Source organism: Duganella aquatilis (assembly GCF_009674565.1).
Classification (GTDB): domain Bacteria; phylum Pseudomonadota; class Gammaproteobacteria; order Burkholderiales; family Burkholderiaceae_D; genus Rugamonas; species Rugamonas aquatilis.
Genome location: NZ_WKJL01000046.1, coordinates 1 through 19,501 on the forward strand (window position 1 = coordinate 1; position 19,501 = coordinate 19,501).

A 19,501-nucleotide genomic window follows, 5' to 3' on the forward strand; every position below is an offset into this window, starting at 1 on the left:
GCCAGGATCAAACTCTTTAGTTTAATCTCTGTTTATGGTCATTTCTGACCAGGTTCGCTCACTCAAAATACTGACAGTATTTCTTGTTGAGCATTTAATGCTTTTAGTTTCGCCGAACCGAAGTTCAACGTGCACTTGCATCAAACGCCCACATTTATCGACTGTAAATTTTTAAAGATCCAATTCGGTGTTGCTAGCTGAAGAAGCGTTTTGTTCTTCAGCGAAGAGGCAAGATTATGAGGCGTTTCGTACATCTCGTCAAGCTCTTCTTTTTCTCACTTCACTCTGCATTTGCATGCGTTGTTTCGTGAGGGACAGAATCATAACAAACGGAGTCTGAACTGCCAAGGGTTATTTTTCGCTGGCATCGCGTTTGCTTATAAACCGTATAGCAACGCTTATGACTAAGCTTTTGCTCACATTCTGCACAGGTGCTACATTATGGAACACCCTTGCAGGGAAAGCAGAGCCGATAACGGCCGCCGGAGACTAAGAGACCACTATGGAACGCCAGACTGCTCCAATACGGAACACCCAGCCTGCAAGCGAAGCATGGGCTGACAACATGCCCCTTATCATAGAGACCTCCCATCAACGGTCTCAACAATACGGCTTGTGCCCCGAGACGCCACCGGACTACAGTCCCCTGGCACGCAACGACCTGTCGCTACTCATAGAACAGAACCGCCTGCTGCACGCGCACGCCATCCCGGCGATGGAGACGCTGTACCAGCAAATCGTCAACACCCACAATATGGTGATCCTGACCGACGCCAACGGCGTTATCGTTCATTCGCTGGGCGACGACGACTTCCTGGAGAAAGCCAACCGCGTCGCCCTGCAACCGGGCGTAGCCTGGTCCGAGCAAAGCCGCGGCACCAACGCCATCGGCACCGCCATCGTGGAACGCTCGCCGGCGCTGGTGCACGCGGACCAGCACTACCTGGCCGCCAATCACTTCCTCACCTGCTCCGCCGCCCCCATCGCCGACCACATGGGCAAGGTGATCGGCGTGCTGGATGTGTCCGGCGACCAGCGCAGCTACCACAAGCACACCATGGCGCTGGTGCGCATGTCCGCGCTGATGATCGAGAACCAGCTGTTCTCGGCCACCTTCGAGGAAGCCATCACGCTGCACTTCCATGCGCGGCCCGAATTCATCGGCACGCTGATGGAAGGCATTGCCTCGTTCAGCCCCGGCGGCCGCTTCCTGGCGGCCAACCGCAACGGCCTGTTCCAGCTGGGCTTGCCGTTCTCGGCCCTGCAGTCGCATACCTTCAGTTCGCTGTTCGGCCTGCCCGTGTCGGCGCTGTTCGATCATTACCGCACGGCGTCGCCCGGCCTGCTCAACCTGTGCATGCACAGCGGCGTGCGCGTCTACGGCCGCGCGCAGCTGCGCCTGACCAACAGCGTATTCCAGCAGTCGCTGACGCCGGAGCGCGCAGCGCCAGCCACCAGTGCGGTCGCCGCCAACCAGGCCGCCGCCAGCGCGCGCCGGCTGTCCGGCCTGCGCTACCTGCGCACCGGCGACCCACAACTGGAACTGGTGATTGAAAAAGTGACGCGGGTGCTGGGGCGCGACATCCCCATCATGATCATGGGCGAAACCGGCACCGGCAAGGAACTGCTGGCGCAGGCCATCCACAACGATTCGCCGCGCGCCATGAGTCCCTTCGTGGCGGTCAACTGCGCCTCCATTCCCGAAACGCTGATCGAATCCGAATTGTTCGGCTATGAAGACGGCGCCTTCACCGGCGCGCGCAAGAAAGGCGCGGTCGGCAAGATCCTGCAGGCCAACGGCGGCACGCTGTTCCTCGACGAGATCGGCGACATGCCATTCAGCCTGCAGGCGCGTTTGCTGCGCGTGCTGCAGGAACGCATGGTGACGCCACTGGGCAGCGACAAGTCGATTCCGGTCAACGTGGAGCTGATCTGCGCCACCAACCACAATCTGCGCGAACGCATCGCCCGTGGCCTGTTCCGCGAAGACCTGTATTACCGGCTCAATGGCCTGGTGGTCAAGCTGCCGCCGCTGCGCGAGCGCACCGACCTGGAAACCGTGGTCAGGAAAATCCTGGCGACGGAATCCAATAATGCCCGCTACGAGGTCTCCGACGAAATCCTGGCGCTGTTCCACCGCCACCGCTGGCCAGGCAACTTCCGCCAGTTGACCAATCTGCTGCGCACCGCCATCGTCATGGCCGGCGACGAACACCAGATCTGCCTGCGCCACATGCCGGACGACTTCCTCGACGATATCGAACAGACCAAGGTCCACGACCACCACGCCGAAGCCGGCACCGCGCGCATGATCGCCAGCGGCGCCAATCTTGAAGAGATGGAGCAGTCGGTCATCCTCAAGTCGCTGGAGGCGCACGGCGGCAACGTCTCCGCCACGGCGCGCGCGCTGGGCGTTTCGCGCAATACGATCTACCGCAAGGTGCCCAATCTGAAATAGCATCGCCGCCTCACGCATCGGCAGGGAAGCCGGCGCTGCGCCGTTCCCTGCCCTGTTTATCGATCGCCATCAGGTCCACTCCCGGCAGCTGCGACGCCAGCGCGCTGGCGCGCTCCCATCCCATCACCATGAAGGTGGTCGACAAGCCGTCAGCCAGCAGCGAGGTTGGCGCCAGCACCGTCACGCTGGCCAGTTCGTCGGGCGAATCGCCCAGTGCCGGATCGAAGATGTGGTGGTGCCGGTAGTCCGGCGTGAAGATGCACTCATAGTCGCCGGAGGTGGCCACGCTGCAGCCCTGCGCGTACAGGGTGGCCGCCAGCGCTTCAGGATCGCGCGGATCGCGCACACCCAGTATCCATGGCTGGCGGCGCGGCTTGTGGCCGCGCGCCACAAATTCGCCGGTGTCGAGCAATGCGTCGCGGATGCCATGCGCCTGCACCGCCGCCAGCGCGCGGTCGGCGGCGTAGCCTTGCGCCAGCCCGTTCAGCGTCAGCGCCATGCCGGGCCGACGGAAGCGGACACGGTCCGCGTCGAACTCCAGTTGCCGCCAGTCGGCCAGCGACTGCGCGCGTCGGCGCTCCACCTCGTCCGGCAATGCGCCGCGCGCAGCCGCCTGGGAAAACAGCTGCCACAAAGGCTGCACAGTCACGTCGAAGGCGCCGTCACTGATGCGGGACAGTTCAGCGGCCTGCGCCAGCACTTCCAGCAGGCGCGGGTCCGGCTGCGCCAGCACACCGTCGCGGTTGAGCTGATACACCTGGCTGGCAGGATTGTAGATGCTCATCAGGCGGTCGATCTGCTGCGCCACGTGCAGGCCATCCGCGATGGCGCGCGCGGCCAGTTGCGCATCGTCGTGTACCACGGAGATTGAAATGGTGGTGCCGAAGGCCAGCGCCGCGCCGCGATGCAGCCTTGGACTGCTGGCCAGCACGCAACCGGCGACGCCGGCCAGCGCTCCGGCCGCGCTGACAATAAAGGTACGTCGTTTCATGGCTGGCTCCTTGCGGCAGGCTGAATAGGAATGGTGCGCTGACGTTTGATCTGCGTAATCCGTAGCGCGCATTGCTGGTCGCTCGCGTAGATCACCACGCAGTCCATGCACTGGAAGCACTCGGCGTAATCTACCTTGCCTGATGGTGCGATGGCCTGGTAGTCGCAGCGGTGGCGGCAGGTCTGGCACGGCGTGCCGCACTCGGCATAACGCGGTATCCAGTTCAGCAGGCGTATCTTGCCCAGCAGCGCCAGCGATGCGCCGAAGGGGCAGAGGTAGCGGCAGAAGAATTTGTAGACCACGCTGCTGGCCAGCAGCAGCCCCACGGCATAGGCGACATACGGCCAGCTGCGCACGAAGTTAAGCGTAATCGCCGTCTTGAACGGCTCCAGTTCGACCAGCTTGTCGGTGATCTCGCTGGAGAAGAAGGCGCTGGCGACAATGCCCGCCAGCATCACGTACTTGATGCGCTTGAGCCGCGCATCCCAGTGCGGCTTGATGCGCCATTGCGGCACACGCGCCCAGCGCGCCAGCTTGCCGGTCAATTCCTGCAAGGCGCCGAAGGGACACAACCAGCCGCAGAACGTGCCGCGCCCCCACAGCAGCAGCGACACCAGCACGAAGCCCCACAGGCATACCGTCATCGGATCGAACAGCAGGAATTCCAGGCTGCGCCGCGCCATCAGCGCCTGAATGACGCCGGTGAGATTGACGATGGATAGCTGCCCCTGCGCGTAATAGCCGATGAAGCCTATGGTGAACAGCAGGTAGGCGCGGCGGAACCAGTCGAAGCGCGCGGCGTGCGCGGTCAGCCGCTTCTGCATCGCCAGCGCAGCGCCCAGCACCAGCAGCCCGACAGCCAGCAGGGCCAGCTCCCAGCGCCGCCCGCTCCAGATGGCGGTCCAGGATTTGTTGTTCCCTTCAGGTGCGATGACCAGATCGGCCGGCAGCTGGTAGCGCACCACCAGCTCGCGCGTGATGCGCTCCGGGTAGACGATGCCCTTGTTGCGCGTGACGGGCAGCGCCAGCTCGAATGGCGACGCCGGGTCCAGCCCTGCCTGCGCGATCACGCGGAACACGGTGACGCTGTCGGCTTCCAGCGGCGCCGCCAGCTTCAAGTCCAGATCCAGGTCGCGCATATCGATCGGCAGCTTGTCCTGGCGCAGCAGCAGGCGGTCCGGCACGCTGCCGCGCACGAAGTCCTCGCCGGTCACGCTGTATCGGCCGCTGGATATCGCGATCAGCGCATGGTCGCCCTCTTCCAGCCGCCCTTGAAGCTTGCGCCAGGCCGCAGGCGTCAGCAGATTGCGGCCGACCGACGGCACCGACACACAGGCCAGATAGAGATCGATAAAGACATCGTCCGGATGCGCCAGCGCGTCCGCATCCAGTCCGGCGCCGGGGCTGCCGGCAAAAAGCTTTTCGGCGTCGCGGTTGCTGACGCGCAGATGCTGCACCAGTCCATCGCGCTGCATCTGCGCCAGATCCATGGACCGGAACACGTCCGGATGCACGCGCGCGATCTGATCCGGATCGCGGCCACCGGCAAAACCCAGCTTCTTGCGCGACACCTTGAGCGCCGCCGCCAGAACGCTCTGGTTAATGATGCGCACCGATGCCGTGGCCTTGGACACGCCATCAATATACGCATGCGCCGCATCGGCATGCCGCGCGCGATGGTTGCCGGTCTCGATGCTGATGTTCTGCTTCAGCGACAGCGCCTTGTACTGTTTGACGAACTGGTACAGCGGCGCCTCGCCCAGGCCATCGAGGAACACCGGCTCGTGATGCGACAGCACCTCCACGCCGATGAACACACCCTTCGGGTCGATGGCCACCATCAGATTCAGCGGCACGCCGGAGAAGCCGGGAATCGGCGCCAGATCGACCGACTCGAACACATAGCCGACCAGCTCCGTCGCCGTGGCGTTCTGCCGGAACAGCGGCCACACCGGCAGCTCGGCGTCGCGCTCGCCGACGATCAACGGCGCCGGGAAGCGCCGCACCATCTCGTCGCGCGTCAGCACGCCCGCCTGCGCCGGCGTGGCGCCGGTCAGCAACGCCAGCACGCCGGCCAGCAGGCACAGTATGCTGGCCATCACGCGCCCCCATGTCAGCGTGTGTTCCATCAGAAGAAGATGATGCCGCCCAGCGAGCCGCCGTTCAACTTGCCCTCGCCACCGGCGAAGCCTTTGGAACGGGTCTGGCCGATCTCGCCCACCAGCGTGATCGCGCCGGTCAGCGAGTAATACAGGCCGCAGGTCAGGTTGGCGTTGGATTTCAGGCCGCCGGTGCCGATGGTGTTGTCGTCATTGCGGCTGATGCCGTAGCTCAGGCCGACCTTGACCTTGTCGGTCGGCTTGTAGGTCGCCTGCACAAAGTAAGCCTTGGACTTGGTGTCGCCCTGGTCGGCGTCGGACAGGATGCCCAATCCTTTACCGCCCTGAAAGTTGGCCAGCACGCCAACCGGACCGGCCTGATACGACGCCCCAACCTCCACGCCCGACATGGTGAAGTCCTGCACGCCCGGCGCGGTGGCGCTGAACTTCTGCGACTTGGCGCCCAGCCAGCCCTTGAAGCCGCCGGCCGCATAACTGAGCTGCGCCTGGAACTGCGGACTGGTTTTCGACGAATACACCGGCGCCGTGACAATCGGCGTATCGGCCACGGGGCTGACCAGCGCCGCGTCGAAGCCGATGCCGGAGGCGTTCTTCGGCGCGCTCCAGGCGATCTGGCCGTAGTAGCCCACGTAGCTGTAGCCAGCGCCGATGTGGCCCAGCGTGACGCGGCCACGCTGCGTCGCCTGCACCGGTGCGCCGGCGCCGATCAGCGTCATGTCGCCGAAGATGGCGCCGGCGCCGAAGATGCCGTTGTCGCGTCCCAGCTTGATGGTGCCCATCTCCGCATTCCCGAAGGTGAAGTAAGCCTGCCGCACATCGACGCCGCTGTTGGCGGAAATCGCACTATCGGTGGCGGTGGCGTTGTAGATGCCGATCAGCGCCTTGACGTCATAGTCGCCCTGCTTCGAGCTGGCGGACGTCACCAGGCCGTTGGGCAGCAGGCCATTGCCGATGGTGGTGCGGTTTTTCTCGCCGCCGCAGCCGAGCGCCTTGCCGCCCAGCGCCAGCCCGCCCACCGCATCGCCGCTGCACGAGACCTGCGTGTAGTAAGCGTTGACGATGCCACCCAACGCCACGTTCCAGTCGCCGGCCTTGAAATCGACCGCTTGCGCGCCTTGCGTTGCGAAGACTGCCACTGCACCCAGCATGAATGCGGTTTTCATTATTGATCTCCCCTATTGTTGTGTACATCGAGCGATGTACACATCTCATGGCAATTTGCGTGCCCATGCAGCGCCACAGGAGAAAGCGCGCCTTGCGGGCAAAGGGCTTGTGCTATATCGGATCAATCGTGATGCAGCACTGTTCACAATTTGACCGATAAAAAAAAGGCGGCCGAAGCCGCCCGAAGATTGCAGGAGACACTGTTTACTTGGAGGAGAGCTTGAACACCCACACCGAACCGCCCTGCTCCAGGAAGTTGACTTTCTTGGCCACTTCGCCGCCCCACAGCGGCACCGCGCCGCCCCAGCCGGAGACCACGGCCACGTACTGCGTGTCGCCGTCCTGCCAGGTGACCGGCGGCGCCACCACGCCGGAACCGGTCTGGAACTTCCACAGTTCCTTGCCGCTCTTCGCGTCCAGCGCTTTCAGGAAGCCTTCCGGCGTACCGTAGAACACCAGGCCGCCGCCGGTGGTCATCACGCCACCCCACAGCGGCGCCGTGTTCTTGGCTTCCCATACGATCTTGCCGGTTTTCGGATCGACCGCGCGCAGCGCGCCGATGTAGTCGTCGAACAGCGGACGAATGGTGAAGCCCGCACCGAGGAAGGCGCCGCCCTTCTTGTAGCTGATCGGCTCATTCCAGATGTCCATGCCCCACTCATTGGCCGGCACGTAGAACAAGCCGGTCTGCTGGCTGTACGCCATCGGCATCTGGTTCTTCGCGCCGAGGAAGGCCGGCGCCGAGAACACCGTGGTGCCCTTCTTGCCTTCCTCACCCTTGGTCGGATCGCCAGGGCGATTGGCGGCGATGAAGTTCGGCCGGCCGGTCTTCAGGTCGATGCCCGAGGCCCAGGTGATCTTCTTCACGAACGGGAAAGCGTTCTGCAGCTTGCCGCTGTTGGCGTCGATGACGTAGAAGAAGCCATTGCGGTCGGCTTTGCCGCCATAACGCTTGCCATCCATGTCGAAGGTGACGAATTCATTGGCGCCGTCAAAGTCCCACGAATCGTTCGGCGTGTTCTGGTAGGCCCATTTGATCTGGCCCGTCTTCACGTCCAGCGCCACGGTGGACGACGAATACAGATTGTCGCCGGGACGCAGGTGGCTGTTCCATGGCGCAGGATTGCCGGTGCCGAAGTAGGCCAGGCCGGTCTTGGCGTCATAGGTGCCGCCCATCCAGGTCGAAGCGCCGCCGGTTTTCCACAGGTCGCCCGGCCAGCTCTTGTTCAGGGTGCCGGTGACGCCGTTGTCGAACTCCTTGCCGTCCTTGTCGTAACGGTGGCCCATGTGGCCTTCCACGGTCGGCCGGGTCCACAGCAGGTCACCGGTGAGCGGGTTGCGCGCTTCGACGCGGCCCACCACGCCGAACTCGCCGCCGGACACGCCGGTCAGCAGCACGCCATCGGCGATCAACGGCGCCGCCGTCATCGAGTAGCCGGCCGCGTAGTCATCGACCTTTTCCTTCCAGACGATCTTGCCGGTGTCCTGATCCAGCGCCACCAGTTGCGCATCCAGCGTGCCGAAGATGACCAGGTTGCCATACAAGGCCGCGCCGCGATTGACCACGTCGCAGCACGGCATGATGCCGTCCGGCAGACGATGCTCATACTTCCACAGCTTGGCGCCGGTCTTCAGGTCGATCGCAAAGATGCGCGAGTACGAGGCGGTGACGAACATCTTGCCCTTGTAGATCAGCGGCTGCGATTCCTGGCCGCGCTGCTTTTCGCCGCCGAAGGAAAACGACCACGCCGGCACCAGCTTGCCGACATTCTTGGTGTTCACCTGCGCCAGCGGCGAATAGCGCTGTCCTTCCGAGCCAATGCCGAAGGACAGCACGCTGTCGGTGCTGGTGGCCGCGTTCTTCAACATGGCGGTGGTGACATCGGCCGCCTGCGCCAGCGACAGCAGCGAGCCGGCAGCCAATGATGCGATGACTATTTTTTTCACGTTGTTCTCCAATTATTATGATTTTTAGTGTGTTCACGCAGGCTGCAGCATCGCCAGCTCTTCGTCGCTGAACAGGCGCGATCGGGTCAGGAAGCGCCTGCCGGTGCCGTTATCGAGCGAGAACATGCCGCCATTGCCCTCGACCACGTCGATGATCAGCTGCGTATGCTCCCAATACTCGAACTGCTCGCGGCCCATGTAGAACGGTGTTCCGTCCAGATTGCCGAGATAGACGTCGGTGTCGCTGATGCTGAACTCCCCCGCCGGGTAGCACATCGGCGTGCTGCCGTCGCAGCAGCCGCCCGATTGAAAGAACATCAGCGGCCCATGCCGGTCACGCAGGGCGGCGATCATGTCGAGCGCCGCCGGGGTGGCCGTGACGCGGGCGATGGCGTGGTTCATGGTTAGAAGAAGCCCAGCGCGTTCGGGCTGTAGCTGACCAGCAGGTTCTTGGTCTGCTGGTAGTGGTCCAGCATCATCTTGTGGTTCTCGCGGCCGATGCCGGACTGCTTGTAGCCGCCGAACGCCGCATGCGCAGGGTACAGGTGGTAGCAATTGGTCCAAACACGGCCAGCCTGGATGGCGCGGCCGACGCGGAAGGCGCGCGAACCGTCGCGGGTCCACAGCCCTGCACCCAGGCCGTACAGCGTGTCGTTGGCGATGCGCAGCGCGTCCGCTTCATCCTTGAAGGTGGTTACCGACACCACTGGTCCGAAGATCTCTTCCTGGAAGATGCGCATCTTGTTATCGCCCTTGAACACGGTCGGACGCACGTAGTAGCCATCTTTCAGGTCGCCGTTTTGCTGATTGCGCTCGCCACCGGCCAGCAGCTCGGCGCCTTCCTGTTTGCCGATGTCCATGTACGACAGGATCTTCTCCAGCTGCTCCTGCGACGCCTGCGCGCCGATCATGGTGCTGCTGTCGAGCGGGTTACCCTGCTTGATCGCCGCCACGCGGGCCAGCGCGCGCTCGATGAATTTCTCGTAGATCGATTCCTGGATCAGCACACGCGATGGGCAGGTGCACACCTCGCCCTGATTCAACGCGAACATGGTGAAGCCTTCCAGGCACTTGTCAAAGAAGGCGTCGTCGGCGTCCATCACGTCTTCAAAGAAGATGTTCGGCGATTTGCCGCCCAGTTCCAGCGTCACCGGAATCAGGTTCTGTGCCGCGTACTGCATGATCAGGCGGCCGGTGCCGGTTTCGCCGGTAAAGGCGATCTTGGCGATGCGCTTGTTGGACGCCAGCGGCTTGCCTGCCTCCAGGCCGAAGCCATTCACCACATTCAGCACGCCTGGCGGCAGCAGGTCGGCGATCACTTCCAGCAGCACCATGATCGAAGCCGGGGTCTGCTCGGCCGGTTTCAGCACCACGCAGTTACCGGCGGCCAGCGCCGGCGCCAGCTTCCATACCGCCATCAGGATCGGGAAGTTCCACGGGATGATCTGGCCGACCACGCCCAGCGGCTCATGGAAGTGATAGGCGTAGGTCTCCGAATCGATCTGCGCGACCGAGCCTTCCTGCGCGCGGATGCAGCCGGCGAAATAGCGGAAGTGGTCGATCGCCAGCGGAATGTCGGCGGCAGTGGTTTCGCGAATCGGCTTGCCGTTGTCGATGGTCTCGGCGGTGGCGATCAGCGCCAGGTTGGCCTCCATGCGGTCGGCGATCTTGTTCAGGATATTGGCGCGCTCGGTCTGCGAGGTCTTGCCCCATGCATCCTTGGCGGCGTGGGCGGCGTCCAGCGCCAGCTCGATGTCCTCGGCAGTGGAGCGCGCCACTTCACAAAACACCTGGCCGGTGATCGGCGTGATGTTGCCGAAGTATTCGCCCTTGACCGGCGCCACGAACTTGCCGCCGATGTAGTTGTCGTAGCGTTGTTTGAACGGGTTGGCTACGCCCAGTTTGCTGATGTCTGCGAGATTCATGTCATCCTCTTTCTGCTGTGGTTATGGAGTGCTGCATCACCTGCTTTTCGCAAGCATCGTGCCAGCCTGCGAATACAGGAGAAGATGCGCTTGCGCCGGTGATGCGGGTGTCACTGGCATGTGACACCTGTTCAGCTTTGGAACAGTTGTGCGGCGATGGAGCAATGGAACAACGGCTCAGCGAATCACCACGCCCCACGGCAATTCGCCGACGGCGATGTCCGCCTGCTTGACGGCGGCAGCGGTATCGATCACGGAGACGCTATTGGAACGGCCGTTGGCCACGTACAGCCGCGCGCCATCCGGCGTCAGCGCCATGTTCCACGGCCGCTTGCCGACTGCAATCGTCGCCACCACAGCGTTGGTGGCGGTATCGATCGCCATCACGCTGCCGTCGATGCCATTGGAGACGAAGACCCGGCTGCCGTCCGGGTGCACGGCGATACCATTGGCATTGCGGCCAGCCGGAATGCGCGCCAGCGTCTTCAGCGCCTGCATGTCCAGCACATACACGGCGTTGGCCAGTTCGCAGGCCACGTAGGCGCGCGTACCATCCGCGCTGAAGCCCATACCGCGCGGACGCAGGCCGACGGCGATCGAGCCGCTCTGCTTGCGCGCCGCCACGTCAATCACATCGACCTGCTCCGCCTCCTCTGCGCTGACCAGCAGCCAGCGCGCATCCGGGCTGAATACCGCGTGCTCCGGATTTTTTCCGCGCACCGGCATATCGGCCAGCACTTCACCGCTGCGCGCGTCGATCAGCGTCACGCTGTTGCTCTCCTCGACCGCTACCGCCACGTAGCGGCCATCGGCCGAGGCGCTGACGCCTTCCGGCGACTTGCCCAGTGCGATGGTGCGCAGCAGCGCGCCGTTGGCGGTGTCGATCACCAGCAGCGCATTGCTGGCGGCGTCGGTAACGAACAGCCGTGTGCCGGCCAGATCGGCGGCGATGCCGCGCGGCCGCTTGCCGGCGGCGATCTGGCGCAGCACGGCGCCGCTGCCGGTATCGATCACGCTGACGGTGCCGGATTTTTCGTTCGACACATAGGCCAGCGGCGCGGCCAGCGCCTGGCCGCCCAGCAGCAGAACAAGCATGGACAGGATGCGAAAGCGATTCATGGAAGTCTCCTTTTATAAGAATGTCCGCATCCTGTTGCAATCGTCGTGCCATCGAAATCGGATGGCAGGTATATTGCTTACTGGTCCGTCATAACACTGACCAAAAACGGAGACCACATGAAGCATCACCCTTTTCCACTGAAGGCGGTGGCGGCGTTGTTCGCCCTGAGCGGCGGCGCCATGGCTGCCAATGAAGCGGTTGAACCGATGGATACTGTCGTCGTCAGCGCCACCCGCGTCGGCCACACGGTATTCGATATGCCGGCCGCCATCGACGTGCTGGACACCGAGCGCATACGCGACGGCCAGGCGCGCGTGAACGCCAGCGAAGCGCTGGCGGCGGTGCCCGGCCTGGTGGCGCAGAACCGTCAAAACTACGCGCAGGACTTGCAGATCTCCTCGCGCGGCTTTGGCGCCCGCTCCGCCTTCGGCGTGCGCGGCGTGCACCTGATCGCCGACGGCATCCCGGCCAGCATGCCGGACGGCCAGGGCCAGGCAGCCACCTTCAACCTGGATATGGCGGAACGCATCGAAGTGCTGCGCGGGCCGTTCTCCGCCATCTACGGCAACCACTCCGGCGGCGTGATCCAGCTCTTCACGCGCGAAGGCGAAGGCGCGCCGTCGATCGAGACCAGCGTCAGCGCCGGCAGCTACGGCAGCCGCAAGGCCGACGTCAACGCGCAAGGCAAGCAGGCCGGCATCGGCTACGTGCTGGACGCCTCGCGCTTCGAAACCGACGGCTACCGCGCCCACAGCGCCGCCACGCGCGACCAGGCCTACGCCAAGCTGACACTGACGCCGCTGGACAACGCCAAACTGTCCATCACCGCCAACGCACTGCGCCAGGACGACACCCAGGATGCGCTGGGCGTCACCTGGGCCACCTACCAGCGCGACCCGCGCGCCGGCGAAATCGACACCACCGACACGCAGAATCCAAAGCGCACGCTGGCTGACCGCTACAACACTCGCAAGAGCATCGACCATCAGCAGGCCGGCGCCAGCTGGGAGCAGCGCTTCGGTGAAGACCTCCTGCGCGTGACCGCTTACGGCGGCAACCGCAGCGTGATCCAGTACCAGGCATTCTCCAAGGCCTTCCAGGCGCCGGTCACCCACTCGGGCGGCGTGGTCGATTTCGACCGCGACTTCTACGGCACGGACCTGAACTGGCTGCACGTCGCCCAGCTGGCTGGCGGCAAGCTCAGTACCACCGTCGGCCTGGAATACGGCCGCTCCAGCGACGACCGCACCGGCTACGAAAACTTCGTCGGCAATGTATTCGGCATCAAGGGCGCGTTGCGGCGCGACGAGCAGGACACCGTCACCAACCTCGATCCCTACGTGCAGACGGAATGGGAAACCGGCGCCTGGATGCTGAGCGCCGGCCTGCGTCACAGCAGCGTGAAAATTTCAGTGGACGACCGCTTCCTCAGCAACGGCAATGACAGCGGCAGCCTCGATTACCGCCACACCACGCCGGTGCTGGGCGTACTGTACAAAGTGACGCCAGCGCTGAACGTCTACGCCAGCGCCGCGCGCGGCTTCGAAACGCCGACGCTCAATGAACTGTTCTACTCCGGCACCGCCGGTGGCTTCAACTTCCGCCTGCAGCCGGCGCAAAGCACGCATCTGGAAACCGGCGTGAAAGCGCGGCTGGGCGATGACACGCGCATCAACGCCGCCATGTTCCAGGTCCGCACCCGCGATGAACTGGTGGTCGATAGCAGCAGCGGTGGCCGCACCAGCTACCGCAACGCTGGCCGCACGCTGCGCCAGGGGCTGGAACTGTCGCTCGACAGCGCCTGGCGTTATGGCCTGAGCACGCGCGTGGCGCTGACCAGTTTGCGCGCGGTCTACGACCAGGGCTTCGGCGCCGTGCTGAAAGGCAGCCGTCTGCCCGGCGTGCCGAACGCGAACGCCTACGGCGAACTGGCTTGGAAAGACAGCGCCGGACATTTCGGCGCCGCGCTGGAAGCTGTCGCCAGCAGCAAGATCTACGCGGAAGACGCCAACACCGACCAGCCGGCGCCCGGCTACGGCGTACTGAATGCTCGCGTTAACGCCAGCCAGCAGTGGACTGGCTGGCGTTTCAAGCAATTCATCCGCGTGAATAACCTGCTGGACAAGCAGTATGTCGGTTCGCTGATCGTCGGCGATACCAACAAGCGCTATTACGAAGCGGCGCCAGGCCGCAACTGGCTACTGGGCCTGAGCGCCCAGTATCAGTTTTAGAAGCGGTAACGCAGCCCGGCCGCCACCGCGCGTGGCGCGCCGGGCGCCACAAAGCGCGCCTGGGCAGGATCGTCCGCGCCCGGCTGCCACAAGGCTCCGTTCGGGAACATGTTCACCGCCACCGCGCCGAAGCTTTCGTAACGGCGGTTGGTGGCGTTGGTCACGCGCGCGTACAACTCCCACTTCGGCGCCGGCTGGTAGCTGGCGTGCAAACCAAGCAGCGCGTGGCCGCGAATACGCCAGTCCGCGCCTGCCGGCGCAGCCTGGCCGTCCTCATTGCCCTGCGTGGTCATGTCCGACAGCGCCACGACGTCCGCGCCCAGCGTCAACGCCGCCACGGGATTCCAGTCCAGTCCCAGCTTGAGCGTATTGCGCGGCAGTCCCGCCAGGCGGGTGCCGGGCGTGACGTGGACATTGCGTACGCCGGTGAACAGATCGCCCTCGGCATCGTAGGTCGCGTCCAGATAGCTGTAGCTCAGGCGCGCGCTCCACGCGCCGAAGCGGCGGCTGGCGCTCAGGTCAACACCCTGGTGGCGGGTGCGAGCGAAATTGGAGAAGTAGCCCTGCTGCGCCAGCGAAGCGCTGCGGAACAGGATGTCGTCGCGATTGACGGTGCGGTAGATCGAGACCGCCGCCATATCGCCGCGCGCGCCCTGCCAGCGGGCGCCAGCTTCCCCTGTACGCGACACCACCTGCTTCAGATACGGGTCAGATTGCAGCCCCACCGGCAGGCGGCACGGCTGCTCCGGATCGGCGCAACCCAGTTCGATCACGGTCGGCACGCGATTGCTCTGCGACAGATTGGCGAACAGCGTCCAGCCTCCGCCCATCACCTGCGCAACTCCCAGCGCCGGATTCAGCTTGCGGTAGCTGAAGGTTTCACGCGCCTGCACGTCGTCATCGTCGCGGCGCAGCTGGTTGCTGACGCGCGCATGGTTGTAGCGGGCGGAGACCGTAAACCAGGTGCCGTCGGCCACGTTCCAGGTATCGGCCGCATACAGGCCGGCCGCGCGCGAGCTGCCGTCGACCGACGATCCGGCCTCGCGCTCCTCGTCGTCATCCATCAGCACCGAGCGGTTGGCGGCAAAGTCGGCCTCCTGCTCGTACTGCGCGAAACTGACGCTGCTGCGGTCGAACGTCAGGCCGGCCGAGAACTGGTGGGTGCCGGCGGTCTTGCTGAATTGCGTGCTGAAGCCCTGGCTGTTCTGCCGCGTCTCGGTGGTGTTATAAGTAGCGGCATGATCGCTCTCGCCTTCCGCATAGTCGTCGTTGATGTCGCCGTTGACGGTGCTGCGGTGGCTGTTCCGTGCGTACAGCGCGGCGGTCAGTTCGGTGTGTTCGTCGAAGCGGTGCGTCATGCTGAAGACGATCTGCCGCAGGCGGTTGCGCGTCACGTCGGGCGAGGTGTAGACGGCGCGGCGGTTCTGCGCATACAAATCGTCGGGCAGCAGGCCGTTGCCGGTCAAACGGCTGCGGCCTGCCAGGACAGCGACGCTCCAGTCATTGTCGCCGATGGAACCGGCCAGCTTGGCGTACAGATTCCCCAGGTTGCCGTCCGACTGGTCGCGCCAGCCGTTGTCGCGGAAGGCCGTGCCGGCGATGAAGGCGTTCCAGTGTTCGCCGCTGTCGTAGCCGTAGGCCAGGTCGGCGCGGCGCTGGCCATTGCTGGCGGTGGAGACGTTGGCGTCCAGTCCCGGATGACTTTGGCCGGATTTGGACGCCAGCACCAGCGCGCCGCCCAGCGTATTCAGTCCGTACAGCGGATTCGATCCCGGCGCCAGCATCACGCTGCCGATCGCCGCTTCCGGCAGCATGTCCCAGTTGACCACATCGCCGAACGGCTCGTTGACGCGCACGCCATCGAGGTACACCGAGATGCCCTGCGATGAACCCAGCACCGGCGACGCGCGGAAACCGCGATAGGTGATGTCGTTCTGGAACGGGCTGCCGGAAATCTCGTTGACATTCACGCCGGTCAGATTGCGGGCCATGAACTCGCCCAGATTCTGGCCGGCCGCAAGGTCGATGGTATCCGCGCGCGCGGTCTGCACCTGATATGGCAGCTGATTGCGCTCTACGCCCAGTCCCGGCAGCGGCGCAACGCCCACCACGTCCACCGACAGCATGGAGGTCGCCGGACTCTCAGCGGCCGTAGCGGCGCCGGCCCACGCCAGCATGACGCTGGCGACAATGACGCGGCGCTTCATGGCGTCTGCTCATGCACGCCGTACCTGGCGAAGATGGCTTTCAACTCGCCACTGGCCTTCATGTCGTTGACGGCCGCCTGCAGCAGTTTCGCCACATCCTGATCATCCTTGCGCACCGCCATGCCGACCGCCCAGCCGGCGCGCGGCAGGCGCTGGAACGCCACTTCGTTCAGCGGGAAGGCAGGATCGTCGCGGAATACCGCGTCGATCTCAGAACGATTGGCCAGCACCGCATCCAGCTGGCCGGCCTTCAACTGCTCCAGCGCCTCGGCCGCCGTTTCGAAGATACGCACCTTGTCGCGGAAGCGGCCATTGCCCTCGCCCAGCAGCACCATGGCGGCGATGGAGACCTTCTCCACGCCGATGGTCTTGCCGGCCAGCGCATCGATGCCGTCATACACCGGCATGCTGCGCGCGCTGCGCACCAATCGAACCGTCTCCACGTGATACGGCGCGAAGATCGTAACCTTGCCGTTCTCGTTGATCAGCTGCGGCTCGACCGGCACGTGCAGCATGACGTCGGCCGGACCATAACCGAGGTAGTGGCCCTTCCACACCATGTTGCGCAGATCGTCGTTGAGGTTTTCGCCCGCAGGGAAAGGCAGCAGGCTGAGTTTGAGTCCCAGCTTGGCCGCCAGCGCCTGCGCGACATCCACGTCAATGCCGCCGCTGCGGTCGGAGAACGGCGCGAACTGGTCGTACACGGCGACCTTGAGCGAACCGGATTGTTTGATCTTGTCCCAATCCGCATGGGCCGGAGCGACGACGCCCGACAGCGCAAGCGTAAGAACGAACGGAAGCAGCGCGGTAGCGCGCAGGCGATGACTCAGCATGGCGTGCTCCCGGATTATTTGGCGTCGTCGCGGCGGGCTTCCAGGTAGGTCTTGATGGCCCACATGGCTTCCTGATTGAATACGCCTTCAAACGGCGGCATATAGACGGCGCCGTTGCGCACCTTGCCGTGGCGGATCGAGGTCAGGTAGTAGTTGTCGGTCTCCTTGTAGCAGGCCTTCTTCTTGTTCTCGTTCTTGACGTCGGTGCAGTCGCGATCGAGCATGCGCAGGTCCGGCGCGATGCCGCCGGTGACGGCTTCCAGGCCGTGGCAGCGCGCGCAGTTCTGGTTGTAGGCGGAGGAACCGATCTTCAGTGCCAGCTTGTTGCCGCGGTAGGGATTCTGCTCCAGCCATTTGTCGCCCAGCGGCGTGAGGCCGGTGGTGTCGACCGCTTGCGGCACCACGTTGCCGTGGGCGTAGGCGTACAGCGATGTGGTGGCGGCGACGACGAGGCTGACGGCGGCGAGAATGCGGAAGGTTTGATGCATGATTGTCTCCAGGCTGTTTTAAGAAGTGCTATACAGCCATTGAGCAAACGCCGTGCCACGCTTTTCCCGCCTTGATCTGCGACAGAACTGCTCCAATTTGGCACAGGTGTCACGACCGGATGTTCAACACCGGTAACCGCGTTGCATGGCCGGCGTCGGACAGCTTGAAGATACTGACCGCCTGCGACAGATGCTGCGCCTGATCCTGCATGCTGTGCGCGGCGGCGGCGGCTTCCTCCACCAGCGCGGCGTTCTGCTGGGTCACGCCGTCCATCTGGCGGATCGCTTCACTGATCTGCGCGATGCCCATGGTCTGCTCTTCGCTGGCGGCGCTGATGTCGCTGATGATATCGGTCACGCGACGCACGCTGTCGACCACCTCGTTCATCGTCACGCCAGCCTGGTCAACCAGGCGCGCACCTGCGTCCACCGTCTCCACCGAATTGTCGATCAGGGTCTTGATCTCCTTGGCGGCGGCGGAAGAACGCTGCGCCAGGTTGCGCACTTCGGTGGCCACTACTGCGAAGCCCCGGCCTTGCTCGCCCGCGCGCGCCGCTTCCACGGCGGCGTTCAGCGCCAGGATGTTGGTCTGGAACGCAATGCCGTCGATGACCGCGATGATGTCGACGATCTTCTTCGACGACGTATTGATCGCGCCCATGGTGTCAACCACCTGCGACACCACGGCGCCGCCGCGCACCGCCACTTCGGAGGCGGACTTCGCAAGCTGCTGCGCCTGGCGTGCGTTGCCGGCGTTGTGTTTCACCGCGTCGGCCAGCGCTTCCACCGACGATGTGGTTTGCTCCAGCGCCGAGGCCTGCGCTTCGGTGCGCGACGACAGATCCTGGTTGCCCGACGCGATCTGCACCGAGGCGGTGGCGATGGTGCCGGTGCCGCTGCGGATCTGGCCGACGATGTCCTTCAGTCCATCCTGCATGGCCTTCATCGCTGCCAGCAAGCTGCCCTGGTCGTGCGGCGAAGTAGCGATCGTCACACCGAGGTCGCCGGCGGCGATGCTGCCGGCAATCGACGCCGCGTAGCGTGGTTCGCCGCCCAGCTGCGACATCAGGCTGCGGGCCAGCGCATACAGCACGGCGGCAGCCAGGCCGACGGAGCCCAGCAGAATCGCCAGCATGACGGCGGAGGAAGACGCAATCTGCACTTTGGCGTCGGCTTCGTCGTCGGTATTGCGTTTGGTGGCGCGCTCCACCAGCTGATTCACGGCGGCGCGGTGCTGCGAGTAGTGCTGCTTCATCACATCCAGCGCAGCGGCGGCGGCTGGTGCATCATCCTTTTCCAGCGCCGGCACAAACTGGTTGAAGGCGACCTGGTAGAACGCCTGCGCCGGTTTGTCGGCGCCGTTCAGCAGCAGGTTCTTGAGGTCGTCCTCCAGCACTTCCTTGGTCCAGAAATCGTGGCGCGTATCGTAATCGCCTTTCAGGGATTTCAGGTTGTCGATCAGCGCCTTGCGTTCGGCCGGCGGCGCGCTCATGGCCTGCAATGAGACCAGATAGGATTCGATAATATATTCGGGCGGCGGAAGAATATCGGCGATCAGATCTTTGCCCTGCACGACGCGCTGGTAAATGGGGCCGTTGACCTTGAGCTGATTCAGTACGTAAAAGGACCAGGCGCCATATAAGGCAAATCCGGCGACGATAATCGCCATGAGTAATCCAAAGCGATGCGCCAGTTTTAGTCCCGAGAATTTCATTTAGATTCCTTGCCAAATTTGTTTTACCAATTCGCAAGTATAAATGTCTAAATGCAAAAAATCCTCCATTTGAAGATGGAATAGAAGATTTTCTTATAGCGGAGTGTAAACGCAAAAAATCCCCATCTGCACTGAGCGCGATCTTGAGCGCGTTCAGGCTGATGGGGATTTCTCTAAATAACTAGCTTGACGATAACCTACTTTCACACTGGTTGCAGCACTATCATCGGCGTAGAGTCGTTTCACGGTCCTGTTCGGGATGGGAAGGGGTGGGACCGACTTACTATGGTCATCAAGCTTTGA

The 19,501-nt window shown here is 63.7% G+C and carries 13 protein-coding genes and 1 rRNA gene; 2 read left to right on the plus strand and 12 right to left on the minus strand.

Features of this window, described 5'->3' with window-relative positions; translation table 11 throughout:
- Positions 1–565 precede the first annotated feature (565 nt).
- The gene (locus tag GJ698_RS29470; RefSeq protein WP_229260216.1) at positions 566–2,458 is read left to right on the plus strand and encodes a sigma-54-dependent Fis family transcriptional regulator; all 1,893 of its coding nucleotides are present in this window, start codon (positions 566–568) and stop codon (positions 2,456–2,458) included.
- Positions 2,459–2,468: 10 nt separating this feature from the next.
- On the opposite strand, the gene GJ698_RS29475 is transcribed toward GJ698_RS29470, so the two are convergent.
- The 7 genes from GJ698_RS29475 to GJ698_RS29505 all read right to left on the minus strand — a co-directional run bounded on the left by GJ698_RS29475 (position 2,469) and on the right by GJ698_RS29505 (position 11,724).
- The gene (locus tag GJ698_RS29475; RefSeq protein WP_154361422.1) at positions 2,469–3,449 is read right to left on the minus strand and encodes an FAD:protein FMN transferase; all 981 of its coding nucleotides are present in this window, start codon (positions 3,447–3,449) and stop codon (positions 2,469–2,471) included.
- A complete protein-coding gene (locus GJ698_RS29480; RefSeq protein WP_154361423.1) occupies positions 3,446–5,548 on the minus strand; it encodes a 4Fe-4S binding protein in 2,103 nt (700 codons plus the stop codon). The genes GJ698_RS29475 and GJ698_RS29480 overlap by 4 nt, the downstream gene beginning before the upstream one ends.
- Before the next feature lie 29 nt (positions 5,549–5,577).
- A complete protein-coding gene (locus GJ698_RS29485; protein WP_229260217.1) occupies positions 5,578–6,732 on the minus strand; it encodes a porin family protein in 1,155 nt (384 codons plus the stop codon).
- Between the two features lie 205 nt (positions 6,733–6,937).
- The gene (locus GJ698_RS29490; protein WP_371865474.1) at positions 6,938–8,680 is read right to left on the minus strand and encodes a PQQ-dependent methanol/ethanol family dehydrogenase; all 1,743 of its coding nucleotides are present in this window, start codon (positions 8,678–8,680) and stop codon (positions 6,938–6,940) included.
- A 33-nt stretch (positions 8,681–8,713) separates the two neighbouring features.
- A complete protein-coding gene (locus GJ698_RS29495; RefSeq protein ID WP_154361424.1) occupies positions 8,714–9,082 on the minus strand; it encodes a DUF779 domain-containing protein in 369 nt (122 codons plus the stop codon).
- A gap of 2 nt (positions 9,083–9,084) precedes the next feature.
- Complete coding sequence (adh, locus tag GJ698_RS29500) at positions 9,085–10,605, minus strand: aldehyde dehydrogenase (RefSeq protein WP_154361425.1); 1,521 nt, start codon at positions 10,603–10,605, stop codon at positions 9,085–9,087.
- Positions 10,606–10,782: 177 nt separating this feature from the next.
- Positions 10,783–11,724, minus strand: coding sequence for a YVTN family beta-propeller repeat protein (locus tag GJ698_RS29505; RefSeq protein ID WP_166454967.1), 942 nt, complete (start codon positions 11,722–11,724; stop codon positions 10,783–10,785).
- A 117-nt stretch (positions 11,725–11,841) separates the two neighbouring features.
- Here GJ698_RS29505 and GJ698_RS29510 point away from each other — a divergent pair, with 117 nt between their 5' ends.
- Complete coding sequence (locus GJ698_RS29510; RefSeq protein WP_154361426.1) at positions 11,842–13,956, plus strand: TonB-dependent receptor family protein; 2,115 nt, start codon at positions 11,842–11,844, stop codon at positions 13,954–13,956.
- On the opposite strand, the gene GJ698_RS29515 is transcribed toward GJ698_RS29510, so the two are convergent.
- From GJ698_RS29515 to rrf, 5 genes are all read right to left on the minus strand, one after another.
- On the minus strand, positions 13,953–16,163 hold the full coding sequence (locus GJ698_RS29515) for a TonB-dependent receptor (RefSeq protein WP_154361427.1): 2,211 nt from the start codon (positions 16,161–16,163) through the stop codon (positions 13,953–13,955). The two genes, GJ698_RS29510 and GJ698_RS29515, sit on opposite strands and share 4 nt — an antisense overlap.
- On the minus strand, positions 16,160–16,996 hold the full coding sequence (locus GJ698_RS29520) for a substrate-binding periplasmic protein (RefSeq protein ID WP_166454968.1): 837 nt from the start codon (positions 16,994–16,996) through the stop codon (positions 16,160–16,162). The genes GJ698_RS29515 and GJ698_RS29520 overlap by 4 nt, the downstream gene beginning before the upstream one ends.
- A gap of 14 nt (positions 16,997–17,010) precedes the next feature.
- Positions 17,011–17,484 (minus strand): cytochrome c-550 PedF, encoded by a 474-nt coding sequence (gene pedF, locus GJ698_RS29525; RefSeq protein WP_154361428.1) that lies wholly within the window; start codon positions 17,482–17,484, stop codon positions 17,011–17,013.
- 109 nt (positions 17,485–17,593) lie between these two features.
- A complete protein-coding gene (locus GJ698_RS31315) occupies positions 17,594–19,153 on the minus strand; it encodes a methyl-accepting chemotaxis protein (protein ID WP_307766676.1) in 1,560 nt (519 codons plus the stop codon).
- 229 nt (positions 19,154–19,382) lie between these two features.
- A 5S ribosomal RNA gene (rrf, locus tag GJ698_RS29535) occupies positions 19,383–19,495 on the minus strand.
- Positions 19,496–19,501 lie beyond the last annotated feature (6 nt).